We start from the raw sequence: 23,505 nt of genomic DNA, 5'->3' as shown, positions 1-23,505 counted from the left end.
CCAGGAGGTCTGGCGGGTGATCGAGAGCGCGATGAAGACTCCCCAGCCATAGGCCATCGGCCTTCTGTACGAACTGCATGCGAACCGGCCGCTACAGCGGCGTGCGTGGACTGGTCAACTGCCGGTCGAGAAGGGGTTCCCACCACGATGACGGCACCACTGCACGAGACGTCCGCGGAAACCGCGGTCGCCGAGCCCGCGCCCAGCGGCGCTGAGAAGGCCATCGAAGGCCGTTCGCTCGGCCGGATCGCCTGGGAGCGGCTCAAGCGTGACAGGCTGGCACTCATTGGCGGTGCGATCGTTCTGACCCTCATCCTGGTCGCGATCTTCGCTCCGTTGCTCACGTCGCTGACCGGCCAGGACCCGAACGAGCGCCACGAGAATCTGATCGACCCGCTCTTCAGCACGCCCAAGGGAGACCTGGGCGGCATCAGCGGGGACCACCTGCTCGGTGTCGAGCCCGTCAGCGGCCGCGACATCCTCGCCCGCATCCTCTACGGGGCCCGGGTCTCGATCCTCGTCGGCTTCCTCTCCGCCTTCGTCGCGGTGGTCATCGGCACGCTGCTCGGCACGCTCGCCGGCTACTTCGGCGGCTGGCTCGACGCCCTCATCAGCCGCGTGATGGACATGCTGCTGGCCTTCCCGCAGCTCCTCTTCGCGATCTCGCTGATCTCGGTCATGCCGAACAACATGTTCGGGCTCACGGGTACGGGCGTCCGGCTGATGGTGATGATCCTGGTGATCGGCTTCTTCGGCTGGCCCTATATCGGCCGCATCGTCAGAGGACAAGTGCTCTCCCTCCGGGAACGGGAGTACATCGAGGCCGCCCGCAGCCTGGGCGCGGGGCGGCGCTACATCCTGAGCAAGGAACTGCTGCCCAACCTGGTCGCGCCGATCACCGTCTACACGACGCTGATGATCCCGACCAACATCCTCACCGAGGCCGCGCTCAGCTTCCTCGGGGTGGGCGTCAAACCCCCCACCGCCTCCTGGGGTTCGATGCTGTCCGACGCCGTGACGTACTACGAATCCGACCCGATGTACATGATCATCCCCGGTGTCGCGATCTTCCTCACGGTGCTCGCCTTCAACCTCTTCGGCGACGGCGTGCGCGACGCGCTCGACCCCAAGGGGACCCGTTGACCCCCCAGCCAAGATCCCCCCGGCCTCGCGATGGTGCGGGCCGTGACCTACACGGAGGTTGCGAGAAAGTGACAACCAAACGCACATCGAGGCGTCGACTGGCCGCGGTCTCCGCGCTCGCCATCGGCCCCCTGCTGGCCATATCGGCCTGCGGCGGCGGTGACGACGACAGCGAGAGCAAGGGCGGCGGGTTCAACGCGGGCGTCGGCAAGGTCGCGAACGCGTCGGACAAGAAGGGCGGCACGCTCAAGTTCGTCGGCGTCCAGGACGCCGACTCCTGGGACACCACCCGGATGTACTACGGCTTCGCCTTCGACTTCGCGCGCTACTACAGCCGCCAGCTCGTCAGCTACTCGCCGAAGCCGGGCCAGGGCGGCATCAAGCTCCAGCCCGACCTCGCCAAGAGCCACGGCAAGATCTCGGACGACAAGAAGACGTACACGTACGAGCTCAAGGACGGCCTCAAGTGGGAGGACGGCAAGCCGATCACGGCTGAGGACGTCAAGTACGGCATCGAGCGCCAGTGGGCGCAGAAGACGCTGTCCGGCGGCCCCGTCTACCTGAAGGACGTCCTCGACCCGGACGGCAAGTACAAGGGTCCCTACGAGGACAAGGGCAAGGGCTTCAAGGGCATCGAGGTCAAGGACGAGAAGACGATCGTCTTCCACCTTCCCAAGCCCAACGGTGACTTCGAGCAGATGCTCGCCATGCCCACCAACTCGCCGGTGCGCAAGGACAAGGACACCAAGTCCAAGTACGCGCTGAAGCCGTTCTCCTCGGGCCCGTACAAGTTCCAGTCGTACACGCCCAACAAGAACCTCACGCTGGTCCGCAACAAGCACTGGGACCGCAAGGAGGACAAGCTCCGCAAGGCGCTGCCGGACCAGGTCAAGGTCACCCTGCTCACCAACGCCGACGAGCGCGACAAGCGCCTCATCAACGGCGACGCGGACCTCGACCTCAACCAGCGCGGCATGGACTCGCAGGGCCGTACGACCGCGCTCAAGCAGCACAAGGGCAACGTCGACAACCCGCAGTCGGGCTTCATCTCGTACGTGGCGTTCCCGCAGAGCGTCAAGCCGTTCGACAACATCCACTGCCGCAAGGCCGCGATCTACGGCACGGACCACAAGTCCGTGCAGACCGCGCGCGGCGGCCCGATGGCGGGCGGCGCGATCGCGCAGAACATGCTGCCCCCGGTCGTCCCCGGTCACGACAAGAGCGACGACCAGTACGGCGTGCTGAAGAACGGCGGCAAGGCCAACGTCGCGAAGGCCAAGGAAGAGCTGAAGAAGTGCGGCAAGCCGGACGGCTTCAAGACCACGCTCGCCGTCCGTAACACCGACAAGTCCGATGTGAAGTCCTCCGAGGCGATCCAGGCGTCGCTGAAGAAGATCGGCATCGACGTGGAGATCGACCAGTTCGACGGCGCCCAGGGCTCCTCGATCGTCGGTAACCCGAATGTCGTGAAGAAGAAGGGCTACGGGATGGTCCTCTACGGCTGGGGGCCGGACTTCCCGAGTGGCCAGGGCTACGGCGTTCCGCTGTGGCACAGCAAGTACATCCTGGACAACGGCAACAACAACTACGCCCTGATCGACGACAAGAAGGTCGACGAGGGCTTCGCCGAGGCCATCGCCGAGCTGGACCCCGACAAGGCCGCGGAGAAGTACGCCGAGGTCAACAAGGAGGTCATGAAGGGCGGTTACTACCTCCCGCTGACCTACCTGAAGGTCGTCCAGTGGCGCTCCAGCCGACTGACGAACGTCTACTCCACCGATGCCTTCAGCGGCTGGTACGACTTCGTGAACATCGGCGTCAAGTGACCGAAACCGCCACCGACATCACCATCTGACGGCGCACCCGCCGCTGGCACGAAGGGCAGGTGAAGGCCGCGACGGCGGCCCGGCCGATACCCCCGCACCCGGGGGAGGGGCCGGGCCGCCGCCGGGCGGCCGAGAGCAGTGCTCACATATCTCATCAGGCGGCTGTTCGCCGTCGCAGTGATGCTGGTCGTCATCATCCTGGCGGTCTTCTGCATCTTCTTCCTGATCCCCAAGTGGACCGGAACCGACCCGGCCACGATGTTCGTCGGCAAACAGGCCGACAAGGAGGCCATCGAAGGCGTACGCCAGAAGCTCCAGCTCGACGAGCCGATCCTCGTTCAGCTCTTCGAGTTCTTCAAAGGCATCTTCGTCGGACGGGACTACACCGGCGGGGGCGACACCACTCACTGCTCCGCCCCGTGCTTCGGCTACTCCTTCCGCACCGAGCAGGAGATCTGGCCGGTCCTGACCGACCGGCTGCCCGTGACCCTGTCCCTCGCGGCCGGCGCCGCCTTCCTGTGGCTGATCATCGGCCTCGCGGTGGGTATCGTCTCCGCGCTCAAGCGCGGCAGCATCTGGGACCGCATGGGCATGACCGGCGCGCTCGCCGGCGTCTCCCTGCCCGTCTACTTCACCGGTCTCATCCTGCTGTCGGTCTTCGCCTACCAGCTCGACCTGGTGAGCAACTCCTTCACCCCGTTCGGTGAGAACGCGGCGAAGTGGTTCAGCGGCATGATCCTGCCCTGGATCAGCCTCGCCTTCCTCTTCGGCGCGATGTACGCCCGTATCACCCGGGCCACCATGCTGGAAGTGATGGGCGAGGACTACATCCGTACGGCCAGGGCCAAGGGCATCAAGGAACCGGTCGTCATCGGGAAGCACGCCATGCGCTCGACCATGACGCCGATCCTCACGCTCCTCGGCATCGACCTCGGCGCGCTGATGGGCGGCGCGATCCTCACCGAGACCACCTTCAGCATCCCGGGCCTCGGCCAGGCCGTGCTGAAGGCGATCAACGACAAGGACCTGCCGCTGATCCTCGGCGTCACCCTCATCACCGCAACCGCCGTCGTCATCGCGAATCTCATCGTCGACCTGCTGTACGGCGTGATCGACCCCCGAGTGAGGCTCGCATGACAGACCCCAGCAAAGAACCAGCGGACGCGAAGCCGGACGAGCAGACGCCGGACGAGCAGGAGAAGGCCGCGGCCAAGGCGGAGAAGGCCGTGAAGGCCGAGAAGACGGCGGAGGTCGCGAAGGCCGAGGCCAAGTCCTCCGAGGCCAAGTCCTCCGAGGCCAAGCCTTCCGAGGGCGAGAAGGACGTCGCCAAGGAGGACGCGGACCTCACCTCGACGGGGACCGCGCCCGGTGAGCCGGTGCTGGACAAGAAGCCCGCGAGCGCGTTCCTCGACGTCCGCGACCTGCGCATCCACTTCCCCACCCAGGACGGCATGGTCAAGTCCGTCGACGGGCTCACCTTCACCCTGGAGAAGGGGAAGACGCTCGGCATCGTGGGCGAGTCGGGCTCCGGCAAGTCGGTGACCTCGCTCGGCATCATGGGCCTGCACACCGTCGGCCAGTACGGGCGCCAGCGCCCGAAGATCTCCGGCGAGATCTGGCTGAACGGCCAGGAGCTGCTCAGCGCCGACGCGGACACGGTGCGCAAGCTGCGCGGCCGGGAGATCTCCATGATCTTCCAGGACCCGCTCTCGGCGCTGCACCCGTTCTTCACGGTCGGCCACCAGATCGTCGAGGCGTACCGCGTCCACCACAACGTCGACAAGAAGAAGGCGCGTACCCGCGCCATCGAGCTGCTCGACCGCGTGGGCATCCCCGAGCCGAAGAAGCGGGTGGACAGCTTCCCGCACGAGTTCTCCGGCGGTATGCGGCAGCGCGCGATGATCGCGATGTCGCTCGTGAACAACCCCGAGCTGCTGATCGCGGACGAGCCGACGACCGCCCTGGACGTCACCGTCCAGGCGCAGATCCTCGACCTGATCCGGGACCTGCAGAAGGAGTTCGGCTCGGCCGTCATCATCATCACCCACGACCTGGGCGTCGTCGCCGAGCTGTCGGACGACATCCTGGTGATGTACGGCGGCCGCTGCGTCGAGTACGGGACGGCCGAGAAGGTCTTCTACGAGCCGCAGCACCCCTACACCTGGGGCCTGCTCGGCTCGATGCCCCGTATCGACCGGGACAGGACCGAGCGCCTCATCCCGGTCAAGGGCTCCCCGCCGAGCCTGATCAACGTGCCCGAAGGCTGCGCCTTCAATCCCCGCTGCCCCTACGCGGACGTGCCCAAGGGCGGCGTCACCCGCACCACGCGGCCCGAGCTGCGCGAGGTGTCCCCGGGGCACCTGTCCGCCTGCCACATGGCGCAGGAGGACCGGGAGCGGATCTGGAACGAAGAGATTGCGCCCAAGCTGTGAGCGAGGCAGAGATGACCGACTCCAACTCCGACCAGCCGAAGGGCGGCACGGCGACCGTCGCGGAGCCCCGTGAGGGCGAGACGCTGCTCAAGGTCAGCGGGCTGAAGAAGCACTTCCCGGTGACCAAGGGCCTCTTCAAGCGGCAGGTCGGCGCGGTGCTCGCGGTCGACGGCCTGGACTTCGACGTGCGCTCGGGGGAGACCCTCGGCGTCGTGGGCGAGTCCGGCTGCGGCAAGTCCACGATGGGCCGGCTGATCACCCGGCTGCTCGAACCGACCGCCGGGAACATCGAGTTCGAGGGCACGGACATCACGCACCTCGGCGTCAACGGCATGCGTCCGCTGCGCCGCGACGTGCAGATGATCTTCCAGGACCCGTACTCCTCGCTGAACCCGCGGCACACGGTCGGCTCGATCGTCAGCGCCCCCTTCAAGCTCCAGGGCGTCAAGCCCGAGGGCGGGCTCAAGGACGAGGTGCAGCGGCTGCTCCAGCGGGTCGGGCTCAGCCCCGAGCACTACAACCGGTACCCGCATGAGTTCAGCGGCGGCCAGCGGCAGCGCATCGGCATCGCGCGGGCCCTCGCGCTCAACCCGAAGCTGGTCGTGGCCGACGAGCCGGTCTCCGCGCTCGACGTGTCGATCCAGGCGCAGGTCGTGAACCTGCTGGACGACCTCCAGGAGGAGCTGGGCCTCACCTACGTGATCATCGCCCACGACCTCTCCGTCATCCGGCACGTCTCGGACCGGATCGCGGTGATGTACCTCGGGAAGATCGTCGAGCTGACCGACCGCCAGTCGCTCTACGACCGCCCGATGCACCCGTACACCCGGGCGCTGCTCTCCGCGGTGCCGGTGCCGGACCCGCGGCGCAAGCAGTCCGGCGGCGGCCGGGAGCGCATCCTGCTCCAGGGCGACGTCCCCTCGCCGATGAACCCGCCCTCGGGCTGCCGCTTCCACACCCGGTGCTGGAAGGCGACCGAGGTGTGCAAGACCAAGGAGCCGCCGCTGGTGGCGCTGGAGACCGGGCACCAGGTCGCCTGCCACCACCCGGAGAACGCTCCGGACCAGGAGCCGGGCGACACCAAGCTCCTGGTGGAGAAGTAGCCGCGGAGCCCGCGGTGCGGGAGCCGCCCGTACGAGGCGGCGGCGGAAAAGGTCCACGAGCCCGGTAGAAAGGGCCCGTGGACTTTTTCAGCTCGCCGCTCGTGCACACGCTGGACCTCGTCGGGATCTTCGTCTTCGCCCTCTCCGGCGCGCTGCTCGCCGTGCGCCGGAACTTCGACGTCTTCGGGCTGGCCGTGCTCGCCGAGGTGACGGGCCTGGGCGGCGGGCTCTTCCGCGACGTGGTCATCGGCGCCGTGCCCCCGGCCGCCTTCACCGACCTCGGGTACTTCCTCACGCCCCTGGTCGCCACGGTGATCGTCTTCTTTCTGCACCCCGTGGTCGAACGGATCAACAAGGCCGTCCTGGTCTTCGACGCGGCCGGACTCGGCCTCTTCTGTGTCGCGGGCACGCTCAAGGCCCACGAGTTCGGGCTCAGCCTCACCGCGTCCGCCGTGCTGGGCCTCGCGACCGCCGCCGGGGGCGGGGTACTGCGCGACGTCCTCGCGAACGAGGTGCCCTCGCTGCTGCGCTGGGACCGAGAGATGTACGCCGTTCCCGCCGTCGTCGGCGCCACCGCCACGGCGCTGCTGATCCACTGGGACCGGGCGACCCCTGTGGCCATGGCCGCGGCGGCCGTTCTCGCGTTCGTCCTGCGCCTGCTGGCGCTGCGCTACAACTGGCGGGCCCCGCGCGCCTGGAACCGGCGCAGCGCGACGGCGGACGAGTCGTAGACGGCTCCCGGGGGGGGCTCAGTCCTGTGCGGCGAGGGCCTTCAGCTCGTCGAGCGTCTCCTGGACGAGGTCCGCGAGATCCGGCTGAGCCCGCTGGCCCGGCTGATCCGGCTGATCGGCCTGATCCGGCTGGTCCCGCTGATCCGGCAGATCACGCCGGTCCTGCTGAGCCCGCTGGCCCGGCTCCTCGTGCGCGTCGAGCCAGCGCGTGAACGCGACCTTGAAGACGGCCATCCCGGTCTCGGCCGCCAGGACCGCGGTCGTCCTCGGCACTCCGCGCGCGGTCAGCGCCTCGGTGAGCGAGGCGCTGAGCGAGGCGAGCTTGGCCAGCTCGCGCTCCTGAAGCTCGGCGTGCGCGCTGATGACGGCCTGGCGGTGCCGGACCAGCTCCCGGCGCTCCTCGAAGAGGCCGGAGGCCTTCCGGAGGGCCGAGACCACCGCGTCGAGCGGCGGGGCCGTCTCCGGGACGGCGCCCAGGGCCGCCACGAGGTTCTCCCCCAGCGGGTTCCCGTGCGGGAAGAGGACCTCGCGCTTGTCGGCGAAGTGGCGGAAGAACGTCCGCTCCGTGAGGCCCGCCCGCTGGGCGATCTCCTTCACGGTCGTCGTGTCGAATCCCCGCTCCCGGTACAGCTCCAGCGCCGCCTGCTCCAGCCGTCCGCGCGCGTTCGGCTCCCATCTCGCCATGCCGCTGATCCTACGCGATGACAGCGACTGACGTCGCGTGCTAACGTGGAGGGCGATGTCAGTCACTGCCGTCAGGAGGTTTGCCGTGCGTGTTTTCGTGACGGGTGCGTCCGGCTGGATCGGCTCCGCCGTCGTTCCGGATCTCATCGATGCCGGGCACCGGGTCGTCGGCCTCGCCCGCTCCGAGGCCTCGGCGGAGGCCCTCGCCGCGGCGGGCGCCGAGGCGCTCCGCGGCTCTCTCGACGATCTGGGCGTGCTGCGCGAGGCCGCCGCCGGGACGGACGGCGTGATCCATCTGGCGTACAAGCACGAGTTGGCCTTCTTCGACGGCGACCCGCTGGGCGCCGCCGAGGCGGACCGGCGGGCCGTCGAGGCGCTGGGGGAGGCGCTCGCCGGGTCCGGCAAGCCCTTCGTCCTCGCCTCCGGCACCCCCGTGGAGCCGGGCCGCGCGGCCACCGAGAAGGACGGGCACGGGGGCGGGACAGGCGCGGTCAGCGGCAGACCGGACAGGATGGCCACCGCCGAGTGGGCGCTCGCGCTCGCCTCGCGGGGTGTGCGCGTGTCCGTGGTGCGGCTGCCGCGCACCGTCCACGGCGAGGGGGACCCGGGATTCGTCGCGGTCCTGGCCCGGACCGCCCGCGAGAGGGGAGTGGCGGGTCATGTCGGCGACGGGACGAACCGCTGGCCCGCCGTCCACCGCCTGGACGCCGCCCGCCTGTTCCGCCTCGCGCTGGAGGAGGCCGAGGCGGGCACGACGCTGCACGCCGTGGGCGACGAGGGCGTGCCCCTGCGCGCCGTCGCCGAGGTCATCGGCCGCCATCTGGGCCTGCCCGTGGTCCCCGTCCCGCCCGGGGAGGCGGGGGAGCACTTCGGCTGGCTGGCCCCGATCCTCTCCGCCGACCAGCCGGCGTCGGGCGCGCTCACCCGCGAGCTGACGGGGTGGCGGCCCACGCGCCCGGGTCTCCTCGAAGACCTCGACGCGGGGCACTATTTCCGGGTGCCGCCGGCATGAGCCCCTGGCTCCGGAGGCTCGTTCGCAGGCTCAGTTGCCCCGGACGGGCGCTCCTAGAAGGGAAATTCGCTGCGGCCGTGCTGCACCGAGACCCAGCGCTGCGTGGTGAACGCCTCCCAGGCCCCCTCGCCCCGCAGCCTCCCCCCGAAGGGGACCGAGGGCTCGTCCAGCGCGCCCGGCCCGTTCAGGTGCACCACCCCGGTCTCGATGCGCCGCGCGAGCGCGAGGCCCCGCTGGACGTCCCGGGTGTGCACGGCGGCGCCGAGGCCGAAGGGCGCGTCGTTGGTGAGCCGGGCGGCCTCCTCGTCGCCGTCGAACGGGAGCAGGGCCGCGACGGGCCCGAAGATCTCCTGCCGCAGCAGCGCCGAATCGGGGGCGAGCCCCGACAGTACCGTCGGCCGGACGAGCGAGCCCTCGGCCTCGCCCCGCACCAGGGCCACCGCGCCCTCGCCGATCGCGTGGTCGGCCAGTGCCACGACCGCGTCGGCCTGCGCCGGGCTGAGCAGCGGCCCGATCCGCGTCTCCGGGTCGCGCGGGTCCCCGGCCCGCAGCGCGCGCACCCGCGCGGTGAACTCCTCGGTGAACTCCCGCTCCACGTCCCGGTGGACGAGGACCCGGCTCACCGAGGCGCCCCCGCCCTGTCCGCGGTGGACGAAGCGGCTGAAGGCGGCGGCCTGCGCGGCCTGGGCGAGATCGGCGTCGTCGAGGACGATGAAGGAGCTGCTGCCCCGGAGTTCGAGCACCGTGCGCTTGAAGTGCCCCGCGGCGACGGCCGCGACGTGCCGCGCCGTCTTGTCCGAGCCGGTGAAGGAGATCACGCGGGGCACGGGGTGCTCGATCAGCGCGTCACCGATCTCCGCGATGTCGGTGATCAGCACGTTCAGCAGGCCGGGCGGCAGCCCCGCCTCCTCCAGCAGCTCGGCGACCAGAGTGCCGCCGCTGACCGGGGTGTTCTGGTGCGGCTTGAGCACCACCGCGTTGCCCAGCGCGAGCGCGGGGGCGACGGCGCCGAGCGCGAGCAGGAAGGGATAGTGGAACGGGCTGATGACCCCGACCACGCCCACCGGTTCGCGGTGCAGCAGGTTCTCCTTGCCCTCCACCGGGGAGGGCAGCATCCGCCCGCCGGGCCGGACCGCCAGCCCGCACGCCTCGCGCAGGATCTCCTGGGCGAGACCCAGCTCGAACTCGGCCCGTGCACGTGGCGTGCCCGTCTCGGTGATCAGCACCTCGGCCAGCCGGTCGGCGCGCTCCTCGATCAGGCGCACGGCACGCTCGAATATCTCCCTGCGCGCGAAGCCTCCCCCGGACCTCGCCCGGGAGGCGCCTCCGGCCGCTGCCCAGTCACGCTGCGTGCGCTCGGCCGCCCGATATGCCTGGTCGACCTCGCTCGCCGTAGCGACTGTGACGGATGCGAGCTTCTCGCCGCTGTAGGGATCGAAGTCGATGAGGTCCCAGGAGCCGGTGCCCGGACGCCACACCCCATCGATGTACTGGAGCGCGAGTTTCGCGAAATACGACATTGGCGCTGGCTTCCTTCCCTGGTCCGGACGACAAGTTAAGTACGTGCGGGTGGAGTTGGTGAAGGGGGCACTACTGGTCTCCTGCCACTTCTACCGATCGGTAACACCTCGGTGTAGCGTGCGATTCATGTCCGATGCTCCACTCGACGCCCCCGTCACCAGCGAATTCGACCGCGACACGGCCGTACGGCCGCGTGAGCAGGGCGTCCTTGAGGCCCAGCTTTCTCCAGGATGGGCGATAGGCCGCGCGCTCAACGGGGGCTATCTCCTCTCCGTCCTCGGGCGGGCGCTGCGCGAGTCGCTGCCCCATCCCGACCCGTTCGCGATCAGCGCCCACTACCTCACCGCGAGCGTCGCCGGCCCGGCCGAGATCCGCACCGAGCCGGTGCGGACGGGGCGTACGGTCTCCACGGTCTCCACGGCCTCCGCCGCGCTCGTCCAGCGCGACGCCGAGGGGAACGAGATCGAGCGTGTCCGCGCCCTCGCCACCTACGGCGACCTGGACGCGCTCACCGGCGAGGTGCGCACCGGCGCCAAGCCGCCCGCCATGCCGCCGCCCGAGCACTGCTTCAGCGCCTCGGACGCCCCGTCCGGTGGCGTCCCCGTGCCGGAGATGAGCCATCGTCTCGACCTCCGGCTCGACCCGGAGACCTGCGGCTGGGCGCTCGGCGAGCCCAGCGGGCGCGGCGAGATCCGCGCCTGGCTCTCGCTGGCGGACGGGCGCGAGCCGGACCCGCTCTCGCTCCTCATGGCCGTCGACGCGCTGCCGCCCACCGGCTTCGACCTCGGCCTCACCGGCTGGCTGCCCACGGTCGAGATGAGCGTCCATGTGCGGGCCCGCCCGGCGCCCGGCCCGCTGCGCGTCTCGCTCACCACGCGCAACCTCGCGACCGGCTTCCTGGAGGAGGACGGGGAGATCTGGGACTCGGCCGACCGCCTCGTCGCCCAGTCCCGTCAGCTCGCGCGGGCGTAAATGCCCGTTTTCCGGTGATGCGTATACGTTGGGGGAAGGAAGAAGCTCGCTCGGCAGAGGCCGAGGCGCACCCGAGAGAAAGCGAGCGACCCATCGTGACGTACACAGTGAAGAGCACGCTGCCGGACGAGGATCTCAAGATCGTCGGTGAGGCCCTCCAGGGCTCACTGCTCGACCTGATCGACCTCTCCCTGGTCGCCAAGCAGATCCACTGGAACATCATCGGTCCGCGCTTCCGCTCCATCCACCTCCAGCTCGACGAGGTCGTGGACACGGCGCGCAGCTACTCCGACACGGTCGCCGAGCGCGCAGCGGCCCTGGGCGTCTCGCCCGACGGGCGCGCGGCCACCGTCGCGCACGGCAGCGCCATCAGCACGGTCAAGGAGGGCTGGCTGCCCGACACCGACGCCGTCCAGACCATGGTCTCGACCCTCGCCGCGGTCATCGCCAAGGCCCGCGAGCGCATGAAGGCCGTCGGCCCGGTGGACCCGGTCACGGAGGACATCTTCATCTCGCTCACGGGCGACCTGGAGAAGGAGCACTGGATGTTCCAGGCGGAGAACCAGGGCTGACGACGGCCCTGACCTGGACGAGGTGCGTGGGGTGCGGGAGCCGCGCACGCTGGACACATGGGCGCACCGATAGTCGTGTATCCGCCCGCACCCGCCGGTGGCCGACGGGTGACGGCGCATGGGGAGACGCTGGGAACGGCGTACGGAATGGTCGACGTGATCGAATTCCTGCGCCGGGCCGGGCTCGACATCGCCACCATCAGCCTCTACGACGAGGAACTGATCGAGTGGCGCGGCGGAAGCCCCGAGGTCTGGGGGCCCCGCGCGGCGGGCTGAGGCCCGGAGTCCCGTCGCGGGTCTGAGGCGCGGGCGTCCCGAGGCCGAGGCCGCGTTCCGCACGCCGGGCGCCGTACGCTCCTACGCGCCCGGCGTGCGCCCCATGGAGGCCCGTAGAATCGGGGAACCATGGCTGACACCGCCCATTGCGCCTATCTGGACCACGCCGCCACCACCCCGATGTACCCCGAAGCGGTGCGGACGATGACCGCCCAGCTCGCGGTCACCGGCAACGCGTCTTCGCTGCACGGCTCCGGCCGCAAGGCCCGCCGCACCGTCGAGGAGTCCCGCGAATCACTGGCCGCGGCGCTCGGCGCCCGCCCCAGCGAGGTCGTCTTCACGGGCGGCGGCACCGAGGCGGACAATCTCGCCGTCAAGGGGCTGTACTGGGCGCGCAGGGACGCCGATCCGCGCCGTACGCGAGTGCTGGCCAGCCCCGTCGAGCACCACGCCGTCCTCGACGCGGTCGACTGGCTCGCCGCGCACGAGGGCGCAGCCGTGGAGTGGCTCCCGGTCGACGGCCACGGGCGCGTGCGTCCCGAGGCCCTGCGCGAGGCCCTCGCGCGCGAGCCGGAGGACGTCGCGCTGGCCACCGTCATGTGGGCCAACAACGAGATCGGCACCGTCAGCCCCGTACGGGAACTGGCCGAGGTCGCCGCCGAGTTCGACGTCCCCCTCCATGCCGACGCCGTGCAGGCGTTCGGCCAGCTCGACCTGGACTTCCGGGAGTCGGGGCTCGCCGCGATGACCGTCACCGGGCACAAGGTCGGCGGGCCGTACGGGATCGGGTCGCTGCTGCTCGGGCGCGAGTACGCGCCGGTCCCGCTGCTGCACGGCGGCGGCCAGGAGCGGCACGTGCGCTCCGGCACCCTCGACGTGCCCGCCGTCGCGGCCTTCGCCACCGCCGGACGGCTCGCGGTCGAGCGCCGCGAGGAGTTCGTACGTGAGGTCGGCGCGCTGCGGGACGCGCTCGTGGACGCGGTGCGTGCCGCCGTCCCCGACGCGATCCTCAACGGCGACCCCGATCCGTCGGGCCGCCTCCCCGCCAACGCGCACTTCTCGTTCCCCGGGTGCGAAGGGGACTCCCTGCTCCTGCTGCTGGATGCGCAGGGCATCGAGTGCTCTACGGGCTCCGCCTGCACGGCCGGAGTGGCCCAGCCCAGCCATGTGCTGCTCGCCGCGGGCGCCGACCCGGAACTCGCCCGCGGCACCCTCCGCTTCTCCCTCGGCCACACCTCGACGAAGGCCGACGTGGAGGCCGTCGCGGAGGCGATCGGCCCCGCGGTCGAACGGGCCCGGGGCGCGGGCCTCAGCTAGGGCCTCGGCCGGAGGTCATCCGGCGGTCATCCGGCGGTCACCCGGCCGTCCGCCGGCGGCGGGCCCGGCGCAGCTCCTCCTCGACCATGCCCAGATAGCGGCCCCAGTCCCAGTGCGGCCCGGGGTCGGTGTGGTCGGTGCCCGGCACCTTCGCGTGGGGCACTATGTGCTCGCGGTCGGCCGGGAAGTCGTACCGGTGGCAGATGTCCGCGGCCAGCCGGGCCGAGGCCCGGTACATCTGCGGGGTGAAGTCCGCGGGCCGGTCCACGAAGCCCTCGTGCTCGATGCCGACACTGCGCTCGTTCCACTCCTGGTTGCCCGCGTGGAAGGCCACGTCCAGCTCGCGGATCATCTGCGCGACATGGCCGTCCTTACGGACGACGTAGTGCGCGGCGGCGCCGTGCGCGGGGTCCTGGAACACCTTCAGGGCCGTGGGATAGCTGCCCTGGACGACATGGATCACGATGCGGTCCACGCGATAGTCCGCGGGGCGGTCGGCCCGCCGCCAGTTCGCGGTCGAGGCCGCCACCCACTCCGCGGACGTGTGGTCGACGTCACCCTCCTTGCGCGGCTTCTCGTTCCCGGGCACGCGCCACCACAGGCGGGACGCGCTGTCCCGGCCCGCTGTCGCGGCGATGCTGAGACCGACCGCCGTTCCGCCCGCGATCAGCAGCCTCCGCCTGGTGATGTCCATGCGCTCCATAACGTGTTCGGGCCCGCCACTGGTTCCGTCTACCCTGGAGAGGCTATGACTACTGCGTTCTCCGGGGGCACGGCCTCCGTACCTCCAGCCGGACAGGCACGCCCCCTGCGCGTGCTCGCCGCCATGTCCGGCGGCGTCGACTCCGCCGTGGCCGCGGCCCGCGCCGCCGAGGCGGGGCACGATGTGACGGGCGTGCACCTGGCCCTCTCGGAGAACCCCAAATCGTTCCGCACCGGCGCCCGCGGCTGCTGCACCATCGAGGACTCCCACGACGCGCGCCGCGCCGCCGACGTCATCGGCATCCCCTTCTACGTCTGGGACCTCGCCGAGCGCTTCCGCGAGGACGTCGTGGACGACTTCATCGCCGAGTACGAGGCGGGGCGCACCCCGAACCCGTGCCTGCGCTGCAACGAGAAGATCAAGTTCGCCGCACTGCTCGACAAGGCGCTGGCGCTCGGCTTCGACGCCGTGTGCACGGGCCACTACGCCACGGTGGTGCTCCGCGAGGACGGCAGCCGCGAGCTGCACCGCGCGAGCGACGCCGCCAAGGACCAGTCGTACGTGCTCGGCGTGCTGGACGACCGGCAGCTCGCCCACGCCATGTTCCCGCTGGGGGACACGGTGACGACGAAGGACGAGATCCGCGAGGAGGCCGCCCGCCGCGGCCTCTCGGTGGCCAAGAAGCCCGACAGCCACGACATCTGCTTCATCGCCGACGGCGACACCCGCGGCTTCCTCGCCGACCGGCTCGGCCGCTCCGAGGGCGCGATCCTCGACGAGTCGGGCACCGAGATCGGCACCCACGAGGGGGCCTACGGCTTCACGATCGGCCAGCGCAAGGGCCTCCGCATCGGCCACCCGGCGCCGGACGGCAAGCCGCGCTACGTCCTGGACATCTCCCCGGTCGACAACACGGTCACCGTCGGCCCCGCCGCCTCCCTCGACGTCGCGGCCCTGACGGCGATCCGCCCCCGCTGGTGCGGCGCGCCCCCGGCCTCCGGCGCCCTTCGCGCGTACACGGCCCAACTGCGGGCCCACGGCGCCGAGACGGCCGTCGAGGCCGAGCTGACCGCCGAGGGCGAACTCCGCGTCCGCTTCACCGGCGCCCCGGAACGCGGCGTCGCCCCGGGCCAGGCCATCGTCCTGTACGACGGCACGCGGGTGGTCGGCAGCGCGACGATCGCCGCGACGGAGAAGGCGGTCCCGGCGGCGAGCTGAGCCCGCGCCTATGCGGCAGGTCCCGCTGGTGAGGTGTCTGCCTTGACGTGGCGTATGAGCGCGCTCAGCGCGGCCCGGTCCACGGTGAGCACGTGGGCCGGGCTCTCGCTCTCACGAAGCGCGACGCGGCCCGCCGCCGTGGCGGCGACCTCGACGCAGTTGTTGCCGCCGTCTTCGGAGAACGACGACTTGACCCACCGCACCTTGGACACTGATGTTCCCCTCACAGCTCGCGCATGACGGCGCGCATGACGTCCCGGGACTTGTTCGCGGGCAACGCTACTCGCTCGATGGCGTCAAGCCGACTGCGGAAGTTGGCCAGTTGCGAGGGCGAATCGAAGAAGACGGCACCTGCGGGGGAGTCCATGTGGACGGTGTCCAGGCGGGGCGTGAGTCCGTTCGCGTACAGGATCGACTCACCGATCATGGGGAAACCGCCAGCTTCGAACGGGATCACGAGCAAGGTGATGTTGGCCAGTTCGCTCACCTCGGCGAGGTGCTTGAGTTGCGCGGCTGCCACGTCGCGGCTCCCGGGCCGGATGCGGAGCGCCGCTTCATGGATCACGCCGTGGTACGGCTTCGGCGTCGGCCCGGTCACCACCGTCTGCCGGGCGATCCGGTGCGCCACCCGCAACTCGACCTCAAGGCGCGGCAGCGGGGGAAGGACCAGGTCGAAGAGCGCACGGGCATGCTCCTCGGTCTGGAACAGCCCGGGGAGATGGGCGGTCTGCACGGTGCGCAGGCTGACCGCGTGGTGCTCGATTTCGGAGACGTCCAGGAATCCGTGCGGGATCTTGCCCCGGTACTCGTCCCACCAGCCGCCCTTGCGGCCGCCCGTCATCCCGGCCAGGGCCCCGACCAGTTCGAGGTCGTCGCACTCGTAGATGCTCGCGAGGCGGCGCAGCCGTTCCTCGCTGATGCCGAAGCGGCCTCCTTCCACGTTGGCGACAACGGTGCGGTCGGTGCCGAGTTCCTCGGCGGCCTGAGCAGCCGTCAGCCCGGCCGCTTCCCGCAACCTGCGTAGCTCGGTGCCGAATCGGCGCTGCCTGATCGTGGGCGTGTGCCGTGGAGCCATGCGTGATCCCCTCATTCGCGCACAGTGTGTTGCCCGTTCATGACCCCGGTCCACCGGGTCCCGGGAATTAACTCGTTCTGGTGAGTTGGTTAGCACTGTTATGTATCCGAGGGCTAGCGTGTGCGGCACATCACAGGTCGCCGCCCTGGAGGAACCCATGGAGTCCCATCCCGAGCCGATCCCCTTCACCGCCCCCTGGCGCTACGAACTGCACTTTCCCTGCGACCCGCTCGGACCCGGCGTCGCACGGGCGACCCTCCACGCTGTGCTGGCGGCGCACGGCATCGGCGAACTCGCCGAGAAGGCGGCCCTCTTGATGACCGAGCTGGCGACCAACTCGGTCCAGCACTGCAAGGGTTCGGCCCTCGTCACGCTGCTGTGGCTCTGTCCCGTGCTGCGCGTCAGCGTGTGGGACCGGGGGCCCGACCTGCCGCCGTTCGGGACGCCCGTCGTGCCGGAGCCGTACGCCGATACCGGGCGCGGCCTACTGATCCTGGACGCCCTCGCCGACCGATGGGGTGGGTGCGGGATGGAGGAGGGGCCACGCGGGCCGGGCGGCAAGACCGTCTGGTTCGAACTGGCGGCCCCGGGCCCGTCCCGAGGAGGAGCGGCCCTCGCGGCGTGACTGCGGGCGTCAAAGAGACCTCGGCGTTGACACCGCCCCGCCCGTGGCGGATCGTGCGGCGATGACGTTGGCGATCACCGATCCGACGCCCGCCGAGCAGCGGCTCCGTGACGCGTTCCCGTACGGCCGCGAGGTCGACTTCACCGCGAGCGGCACCCGCGAGGAGGGCGGCGAAGAGCCCGTCGTACGGGCCGAGTTCCTCCGGGCGCTCCTGGTCGACGGTGCCGCGGCCGACGGGGCGGTGGCGAAGCTGTACGCGCGCGGGGTGCGGATCAGCGGGGAGCTGGACCTGGGGCACGCCACCGTCGACGCGCCGATCCGGCTGCGGGACTGCGTGTTCGACGAGCAGCCGAACCTGTACGGCGCCCGCACCCGGCAGCTCGACCTCAGCGGCTCACAACTGCCCGGGCTGCTCGCCGCCGGGAGTCAGGTCGACGGCGTGCTGCGGATGACCGGCTGTCGGCTCACCGCGCCGGTCTCGCTCAGCGGGGCGCAGATCTCCGGCTCGCTCTTCCTCGACCGCGTCCGGGCCTCGGGCCGGATCCGGCTGGACGGCGCCGGAATCGCCGACGCGCTCGTGCTGACCGGAGCGGAGCTGCGCCGTGACGACACCCCGGACCACGAGGGCGTGGCCCTGCGGGCCGTCAACGCCCGTATAGGCGGCGGCGTGGCGGGCATCGGCATCTCCGCGCAGGGCACGGTGCTCCTGACCGGCGCCCGCGTGGAGGGCTCGCTCAATCTCGAACGCTCCGCCTTCATCGCGCCCGCCGGCCGGGCGGCTCTCGTGGCCACCGTCGTCACGGTCGGGCTCGACCTGTTGTGCAACGAGGTGCGGGCCGAGGGAGAGGTGCGGTTCACCCGTTCCCGTGTCGGCGGCCGCGTCAACTTCGAAGGCGCCCGGCTCGACAACCCGGGAGGCACGGCGCTGCGGCTCGGAGGCGTCGCGACCGGTGCCGAGGTGTGGGCCCCGGGGCTGTCGGTCGACGGACAGTTCAAGCTCCGGGGCGCGCAGATCACCGGCGCCCTGGTGCTGACCGGCGCGCGGCTCCGCCACCCCGGCGGGCCCGCGCTGGCGGCCGACACCGCGACTGCCGCCGGTCTCCGGATGAAGGGCATCGAGATCGCGGAGGGTGATCTCTCCCTGCGCGGCGCCACGTTCACCACCGTCCACGCCTCGCCGGGGGACTGGCCGGACCGAGTCCGGCTCGACGGGCTCACCTACCAGGCACTCTCACCCCATCTCCCGCCCGCGCGGCGTCTCGCCCCCCTGGCGCGGGACGGCGACGGATACGTGCCGCACTCGTACGAGCAGCTTGCCGCCGCGTACCGGCGCTCCGGTGACGAGCCCGCCGCGCGGACCGTACAGCTCGCCAAGCACCGGCACTACCGGACGACGCGGCCCTGGTACGAGCGTTCCTGGGGCTATGCGCAGGACATCGCGGTCGGCTACGGCTACCGGCCCCTCCGGGCGGCCGTATGCCTGCTCGTCCTGCTCCTGACCGGCGCGGCGGTCTTCGCCCAGTACCCGCCCCGCCCCGTCAAACCGGCGGAGGCACCCGGCTTCGACGCGGTCTTCTACACCCTGGACCTGCTGCTCCCCGTCGTCGGCTTCGGCCAGGAGAGCGCGTTCCGCCCGGAGGGCTGGTGCCAGCGGCTGGCGTACCTGCTGATCACACTCGGCTGGATCCTCGCGACGACGGTCCTCACGGGCGTCACGCGCGTACTGAGCCGCCAATAGCCGACGGGTCGCCGGGCCGCCGGGGACATGAAGAACGCCGCCCAGACGCCCGCCGGTTGGGCCGCCTCCGGCATTCCGGGCCGCTCGTAGCGGCCTTCGAGCACGACGAACCAGCAGGGCTCGTCCATGGACCGTGCGGCCGGATGCAGCAGGCGGGTGGCGGCGTCGCGGGTCGTCCGCACCGCCCGGGTGACCGCGGGGTGGGTGCGGAACGCCGTGGGCCCGGGACCAGGCCAGGGCCTCGGACCGGATGCGGTCCAGGACACAGCCCACGGCGCCGGTGGCGTCACGCGCCCAGCAGTTCCAGGGCCTCTTCGCTCGTGTCGGCGAAGTGGACCAGCTTGGTGAGGGGCTGGGGGAGGAAGTTCTCCGCTTCCATGCGCTCCATCTGCTGGCGCAGGCCGTCGTAGAAGCCCGCCGTGTTGAGGATGACGACCGGCTTGGTGTGCATGCCGTGCTTGCGGAGTTCGAGGATCTCGGTGGCCTCGTCGAGCGTGCCCGTGCCGCCGACCATGACGACGATGGCGTCGGCGCGCTCCAGCAAGAGGGCCTTGCGTGCGGCGAGATCGGGGGTGACGATCATCTCGTCGGCTTTCGGGCGGGCCACGCCGCGCAGGAACTCGACCGAGATGCCGATCAGTTTGCCGCCCGCGTCCTGGACGCCGTCGGCGACGACCTTCATCAGGCCGGAGTCCGAGCCGCCCCACACCAGGCTGTGCCCGCGTCGGCCGAGCAGCTCGGCGAATTCCCGGGCCGCGTCGGTGTAGACGGCGGCCAGGTCGGCGGCCGAGCAGAAGACACAGATGTTCATCGGGGTACGGGCGGAAGCGGGGGAGGATGCGGAGGCCATGGCCGACAGCCTAGGCGGCGACCGGCGTCGTGGACACATGGTCGTATGCGGGGACAACTCGCTCGCGCAGCGGCTCACCAAGGAACTGGCCAGTATTTACGGGCAACGCGTGACCGTCGTGCTGCCCTCGCTGCGTGGCGGAGATCACGGACCGCAGATCGCGGAGCTGGTCGGCAGCCGGCGGTTCCGGGTGGACGCCGTCGAGGCGCAGGTGCCCGACGACGAGGCGCTGATCAGGGCCGGGCTGCGGGGCGCCAGCGCGCTCGCGCTCACCTCGGGCGACGATCAGCTCAATACGCACATCGCGCTGCGCGCCCGCCGGATCAACCCCGAAGTGCGGCTCGTCATCCGGATGTTCAACCGCACCCTCGGCGGCTATCTGGAGAGCCTCCTCGACCGTGCCGCGCAGGTGGCCAGCCCGCATCTGGACGACGCCGCGCTGGAGGTGTCCACGACGGTGCTGTCCGACTCGGACACCGCCGCGCCCTCGCTCGTCGCCGCGGCCGTCGTCGGCAGCGAGAAGGTCGTCTACGCGGACGGGCTGCTCCTGCGCGCCAAGGAGCGGACACTCGGCACCGCCGCGCGCCGCGATCCCCTGTGCACCCTCGCGCTGATGCCCGGCTCCGACGACGCGGACGAGGGCGAGGCCGACGCGGACGACGGCGGCCCGGAGGGGCGCGGCCCCGAGGCGGGAAGCCCCGAGGCGGGAAGCCCCGAGGCGGGCGGTCCGGCCGGGGGCCGACCGGGGGAGGGGCGGCGGCGGGGCAGGAGGACCGGAGGGCCGGTGCTGCTGCCCGACGACGCCTCGCTGGAGGGCCTGCCCCCGCAGCGCGGCGCCGTCGTACTGGAGGCCATCACCCGCAGTCCGGGGCCCCCGCCGCCGCGCCCTCCCCGTCTGCCGCGGCTGCTGGCCTTCAAGGAGCTGTTCTCGCGCAAGCTGCGCTATTCGCTGCTCGCGCTGACGGGCGTCGTCATCGCGCTCGCCGCCTTCAACTGGTGGATCAGCGGCGACTCCCCGGCGCACGCCGCCTACGTCACGCTCCTCGACGTCTTCGGGATCAACGACCCCAAGACCGACGAGCCCGCGGACGAGCAGCTCCTGCAACTGCTCGCCGGGTTCGCCGGGATGCTGCTCCTGCCGCTGTTCCTGGCGATCGTGCTGGAGAGCTACGGCGCCTTCCGGCAGGCCACCGCGCTGCCCGATCCGCCGCGCGGGATGTCCGGGCACATCGTGCTGCTGGGCCTGGGCAAGGTGGGCTCGCGGGTGCTGGAGGAGCTGCTGGAGCACGGGATCCCCGTCGTCTGCGTCGAACGGGACATCGAGGCGCGCGGCGTCGCCCTCGCCCGCGAGAAGCGGGTGCCGACGCTGATCGCCGACGTCACCGAGAGCGGCGTGCTGGAGGACGCCCGTATCCGGCGGGCCCGCGCCCTGCTGGCGCTCACCAGCAGCGACGGCACGAACCTGGAGGCGTCGCTCTACGCGCGCCAGCTCAAGCCCGAGATACGGGTGGTGATGCGGCTGTTCGACGACGAGTTCGCCACCACCGTCTACCGCACGCTGCGCGACACGTATCCGGCGGCGCAGACGCGCAGCCGTTCGGTCTCCGCGCTCGCGGCGCCCGCCTTCGCCGGGGCGATGATGGGGCGCCGGGTGCTCGGCGCGATCCCCGTCGGGCGCCGCGTGCTCGTCTTCGCGACGGTGGACGTGGCGGGGAACGCGCTGCTGGAGGGCCGCACCGTGGCCGAGGCGTTCCGTGCGGGCGCCTGGCGGGTCCTCTCCCGCTCCGGAGAGGACGTCGGCGACCCGGACAGTACGGATGGTCCGGGCGGCCCGGACAGCCGCCCGCCGGACGGCGCCGATGACAGCGAGCACGCGGAGGACGGGGACGGCGCCGACAGGCCGCTCGCGGCCGGTGACCGGGTGATCGTCGCCGCCACGCGCCGGGGACTCGGCGAACTGCTCGCCGAGTCCCCTGACGGGCTGAGCGGGATCACGGTCCCGCGTCCTGCCTAGCGGCTCCCGCCCGCGTCCAGCGTGAAGTGGAAGATGCCCCAGGTGAGACGGCGTTCGTTGCCGCCGTCGACCCAGTGCGTCAGCCCCTTCTTCATCTGGGCGAGGTAGTCCGAGCTGACCTTGGCCGCGAGGCCCTCGGCCTCCTGGCGCTCGGTCTCCTGGAGCACGCGCCCGTAGTGGTTGACCAACTGCTCGCGCAGGTCCTCGAACCCGCCCGCGCCCTCGACGGGGGAGAAGCCCAGGCGGCGCAGCTCGCGCGTGTAGAAGCCCGGCGAGCCCATGTCGTCGAGGTGGATGCGGTCCAGGATGGGCTGGAGCGCGCTCGTGGGGGTGCCGTCGGAGGCCATCGGGTCGGTGAAGATGAGCTGGCCGCCCGGCTTGAGCACCCGGCTGATCTCCTCCAGGACGCGGATACGGTCGCCGCTGTGCAGGAACGCGTCCTGCGACCAGACGACGTCGACGCTGGAGTCGGGGAACGGGATGTCCTCGAAGGAGCCGTCCACGACCTCGATGCGGTCGGTGAGTCCCCGCGCCGCGTTGAGTTCCTTGTGGCGCTGGTTCTCGACCTCGCTGAGGTTGAGCGCGAGGGCGCGGCAGCCGTAAGTCTCCGCGAGATAGCGGGCCGAGCCGCCGAAGCCGGAGCCGAGGTCCAGGACGACCGATTCGGACGTCAGTCCGAGCCGCGACCCCATCCGTTCGACCGTGCGCCGACTGGCGTCGGCAATGGGCTCCTCGGCGCTTTCGTAGAGGCCGATATGGATGTCCTCGCCGCCCCACACGGAGGCGTAAAAGGCGTCGGCGTCGGGGGAGTTGTAATAGCTACGGGCCGTGCTGACCGCGCCCGAATAGCCACCCTCTTCCCCCTCCCCTATTCGGTACTCCTTCTCGGCGACATGGACGAAGAAGTCCGGCTGCTCGTCCCTGTACGTGTGCTGGAAGTCCCCGTACGTATCGATCTTCTGGAAGCCGACCTCGGACATGAGGCGCCGCGTGTAATCCTTGCGGAGCGGGAACATGTTGAGGTGGTACACGGACTCGTCCGGGAAGTTGTACCGCATGCGGCACAGGCCCTCGTCCACGTACTCGGGCTCCACCGCGACATCGTCGCCGCAGTAGTAGAACGTGTGCTTCGAGGAGTATCCACGGTCCAGCATCGCATCGTAGTTGCGCTGATCCAGGATGAGAATTCCGTCGTGCTTCAGCATCGCGTAGAACTCGGCGAGCGCCTTGCGCCTGTCGCGTTCCGAGAAGAGATGCGTGAAGGAATTCCCGAGGCAGACGATGGCGTCGTACTCTCCGTGAACGTCCCGATTGAGCCAGCGCCAGTCCGCCTGGACGACCCTGAGGATATGGTCGCCGTTCTTCATTCCGTTTTCGAAGGCCATGGCGAGCATGTCGGCACTGCCGTCCGCGCTCACGGTCTCGAATCCGGCCTCCAGGAGTCGCACCGAGTGGAACCCGGTCCCCGTCGCGACATCAAGGACGCTACGAACTCCCCGCTTTCTCAGCAGATCGATGAAGAAATTACCCTCGCTCTCTGCTCGCTTTTCCCAGTCGATAAGGGAGTCCCACTTCTCGACGAAGCTGGGGACGTACTCCTCGGTGTAGTGGCCGGTTTCCCGGACCTCAACGGGGTTGTCTCCGAATTCCTGAGCCGGTCGCGCGGTAATGACGAAACCTCCTGTGGAAGAGA

22 protein-coding genes are annotated in these 23,505 nt (G+C 70.7%); 15 read left to right on the top strand and 7 right to left on the bottom strand.

Annotated elements, in window-relative coordinates:
• The first annotated feature begins 147 nt into the window (after window positions 1-147).
• From ABD343_RS35700 to ABD343_RS35675, 6 genes are all read left to right on the top strand, one after another.
• Window positions 148-1,143: an ABC transporter permease gene (locus ABD343_RS35700; RefSeq protein ID WP_344534302.1), complete on the top strand. Its 996-nt coding sequence runs from the start codon at window positions 148-150 to the stop codon at window positions 1,141-1,143.
• Window positions 1,144-1,211: 68 nt separating this feature from the next.
• Complete coding sequence (locus ABD343_RS35695; RefSeq protein ID WP_344534301.1) at window positions 1,212-2,969, top strand: ABC transporter substrate-binding protein; 1,758 nt, start codon at window positions 1,212-1,214, stop codon at window positions 2,967-2,969.
• A gap of 138 nt (window positions 2,970-3,107) precedes the next feature.
• Window positions 3,108-4,106: an ABC transporter permease gene (locus ABD343_RS35690; protein WP_344534300.1), complete on the top strand. Its 999-nt coding sequence runs from the start codon at window positions 3,108-3,110 to the stop codon at window positions 4,104-4,106.
• On the top strand, window positions 4,103-5,401 hold the full coding sequence (locus ABD343_RS35685; protein WP_344534299.1) for an ABC transporter ATP-binding protein: 1,299 nt from the start codon (window positions 4,103-4,105) through the stop codon (window positions 5,399-5,401). Before ABD343_RS35690 ends, ABD343_RS35685 begins: the two co-directional genes overlap by 4 nt.
• Window positions 5,402-5,412: 11 nt before the next feature.
• Window positions 5,413-6,504, top strand: a complete 1,092-nt coding sequence (locus ABD343_RS35680; protein WP_344534298.1) for an ABC transporter ATP-binding protein — start codon at window positions 5,413-5,415, stop codon at window positions 6,502-6,504.
• Window positions 6,505-6,581: 77 nt separating this feature from the next.
• Complete coding sequence (locus ABD343_RS35675) at window positions 6,582-7,235, top strand: trimeric intracellular cation channel family protein (protein ID WP_344534297.1); 654 nt, start codon at window positions 6,582-6,584, stop codon at window positions 7,233-7,235.
• Between the two features lie 18 nt (window positions 7,236-7,253).
• On the opposite strand, the gene ABD343_RS35670 is transcribed toward ABD343_RS35675, so the two are convergent.
• On the bottom strand, window positions 7,254-7,919 hold the full coding sequence (locus ABD343_RS35670) for a TetR family transcriptional regulator (RefSeq protein ID WP_344534296.1): 666 nt from the start codon (window positions 7,917-7,919) through the stop codon (window positions 7,254-7,256).
• An 85-nt stretch (window positions 7,920-8,004) separates the two neighbouring features.
• On the opposite strand from ABD343_RS35670, the gene ABD343_RS35665 reads away from it, so the two are divergent.
• Window positions 8,005-8,931 (top strand): SDR family oxidoreductase, encoded by a 927-nt coding sequence (locus ABD343_RS35665; RefSeq protein WP_344534295.1) that lies wholly within the window; start codon window positions 8,005-8,007, stop codon window positions 8,929-8,931.
• A 53-nt stretch (window positions 8,932-8,984) separates the two neighbouring features.
• On the opposite strand, the gene ABD343_RS35660 is transcribed toward ABD343_RS35665, so the two are convergent.
• Window positions 8,985-10,451, bottom strand: coding sequence for an aldehyde dehydrogenase family protein (locus ABD343_RS35660; RefSeq protein ID WP_344534294.1), 1,467 nt, complete (start codon window positions 10,449-10,451; stop codon window positions 8,985-8,987).
• A gap of 127 nt (window positions 10,452-10,578) precedes the next feature.
• On the opposite strand from ABD343_RS35660, the gene ABD343_RS35655 reads away from it, so the two are divergent.
• From ABD343_RS35655 to ABD343_RS35640, 4 genes are all read left to right on the top strand, one after another.
• Window positions 10,579-11,424, top strand: coding sequence for a thioesterase family protein (locus ABD343_RS35655; protein WP_344534293.1), 846 nt, complete (start codon window positions 10,579-10,581; stop codon window positions 11,422-11,424).
• 95 nt (window positions 11,425-11,519) lie between these two features.
• Window positions 11,520-11,996, top strand: coding sequence for a Dps family protein (locus ABD343_RS35650; protein WP_344534292.1), 477 nt, complete (start codon window positions 11,520-11,522; stop codon window positions 11,994-11,996).
• Window positions 11,997-12,053: 57 nt separating this feature from the next.
• Window positions 12,054-12,272, top strand: a complete 219-nt coding sequence (locus ABD343_RS35645; protein WP_344534291.1) for a hypothetical protein — start codon at window positions 12,054-12,056, stop codon at window positions 12,270-12,272.
• A gap of 129 nt (window positions 12,273-12,401) precedes the next feature.
• The gene (locus ABD343_RS35640; RefSeq protein ID WP_344534290.1) at window positions 12,402-13,589 is read left to right on the top strand and encodes a cysteine desulfurase family protein; all 1,188 of its coding nucleotides are present in this window, start codon (window positions 12,402-12,404) and stop codon (window positions 13,587-13,589) included.
• 37 nt (window positions 13,590-13,626) lie between these two features.
• Here ABD343_RS35640 and ABD343_RS35635 read toward each other — a convergent pair whose 3' ends face one another.
• A complete protein-coding gene (locus ABD343_RS35635) occupies window positions 13,627-14,292 on the bottom strand; it encodes an N-acetylmuramoyl-L-alanine amidase (protein WP_425578358.1) in 666 nt (221 codons plus the stop codon).
• Between the two features lie 45 nt (window positions 14,293-14,337).
• Between ABD343_RS35635 and mnmA the strand changes: the two genes are divergently transcribed.
• Window positions 14,338-15,510, top strand: a complete 1,173-nt coding sequence (mnmA, locus tag ABD343_RS35630; protein WP_344534288.1) for a tRNA 2-thiouridine(34) synthase MnmA — start codon at window positions 14,338-14,340, stop codon at window positions 15,508-15,510.
• A gap of 8 nt (window positions 15,511-15,518) precedes the next feature.
• Here mnmA and ABD343_RS35625 read toward each other — a convergent pair whose 3' ends face one another.
• Together ABD343_RS35625 and ABD343_RS35620 are read right to left on the bottom strand one after the other, a co-directional pair.
• Window positions 15,519-15,722, bottom strand: a complete 204-nt coding sequence (locus tag ABD343_RS35625; RefSeq protein WP_344534287.1) for a DUF397 domain-containing protein — start codon at window positions 15,720-15,722, stop codon at window positions 15,519-15,521.
• Window positions 15,723-15,733: 11 nt separating this feature from the next.
• Window positions 15,734-16,585 carry a helix-turn-helix domain-containing protein gene (locus ABD343_RS35620; protein WP_344534286.1) on the bottom strand — a complete coding sequence of 284 codons (852 nt, stop codon included), beginning with the start codon at window positions 16,583-16,585 and terminating at the stop codon, window positions 15,734-15,736.
• 157 nt (window positions 16,586-16,742) lie between these two features.
• On the opposite strand from ABD343_RS35620, the gene ABD343_RS35615 reads away from it, so the two are divergent.
• Both ABD343_RS35615 and ABD343_RS35610 read left to right on the top strand, forming a co-directional pair.
• A complete protein-coding gene (locus ABD343_RS35615) occupies window positions 16,743-17,210 on the top strand; it encodes an ATP-binding protein (RefSeq protein WP_344534285.1) in 468 nt (155 codons plus the stop codon).
• Window positions 17,211-17,271: 61 nt separating this feature from the next.
• Window positions 17,272-18,948 carry a membrane-associated oxidoreductase gene (locus ABD343_RS35610; protein WP_344534284.1) on the top strand — a complete coding sequence of 559 codons (1,677 nt, stop codon included), beginning with the start codon at window positions 17,272-17,274 and terminating at the stop codon, window positions 18,946-18,948.
• Between the two features lie 286 nt (window positions 18,949-19,234).
• On the opposite strand, the gene ABD343_RS35605 is transcribed toward ABD343_RS35610, so the two are convergent.
• Window positions 19,235-19,759, bottom strand: a complete 525-nt coding sequence (locus ABD343_RS35605) for an LOG family protein (protein WP_344534497.1) — start codon at window positions 19,757-19,759, stop codon at window positions 19,235-19,237.
• A gap of 37 nt (window positions 19,760-19,796) precedes the next feature.
• Here ABD343_RS35605 and ABD343_RS35600 point away from each other — a divergent pair, with 37 nt between their 5' ends.
• Window positions 19,797-21,812: an NAD-binding protein gene (locus ABD343_RS35600; RefSeq protein ID WP_344534283.1), complete on the top strand. Its 2,016-nt coding sequence runs from the start codon at window positions 19,797-19,799 to the stop codon at window positions 21,810-21,812.
• Here ABD343_RS35600 and ABD343_RS35595 read toward each other — a convergent pair.
• A complete protein-coding gene (locus tag ABD343_RS35595; protein WP_486387856.1) occupies window positions 21,809-23,482 on the bottom strand; it encodes a glycine/sarcosine N-methyltransferase in 1,674 nt (557 codons plus the stop codon). The genes ABD343_RS35600 and ABD343_RS35595 overlap by 4 nt on opposite strands.
• Window positions 23,483-23,505 lie beyond the last annotated feature (23 nt).

Origin of the sequence: Streptomyces albiaxialis, from assembly GCF_039530985.1 — a bacterium.
In the GTDB taxonomy this organism is placed as follows: Bacteria; Actinomycetota; Actinomycetes; order Streptomycetales; family Streptomycetaceae; genus Streptomyces; species Streptomyces albiaxialis.
Note: the sequence above shows the minus strand (reverse complement) of the source record. Positions and strands in the feature narration are given on the sequence as shown.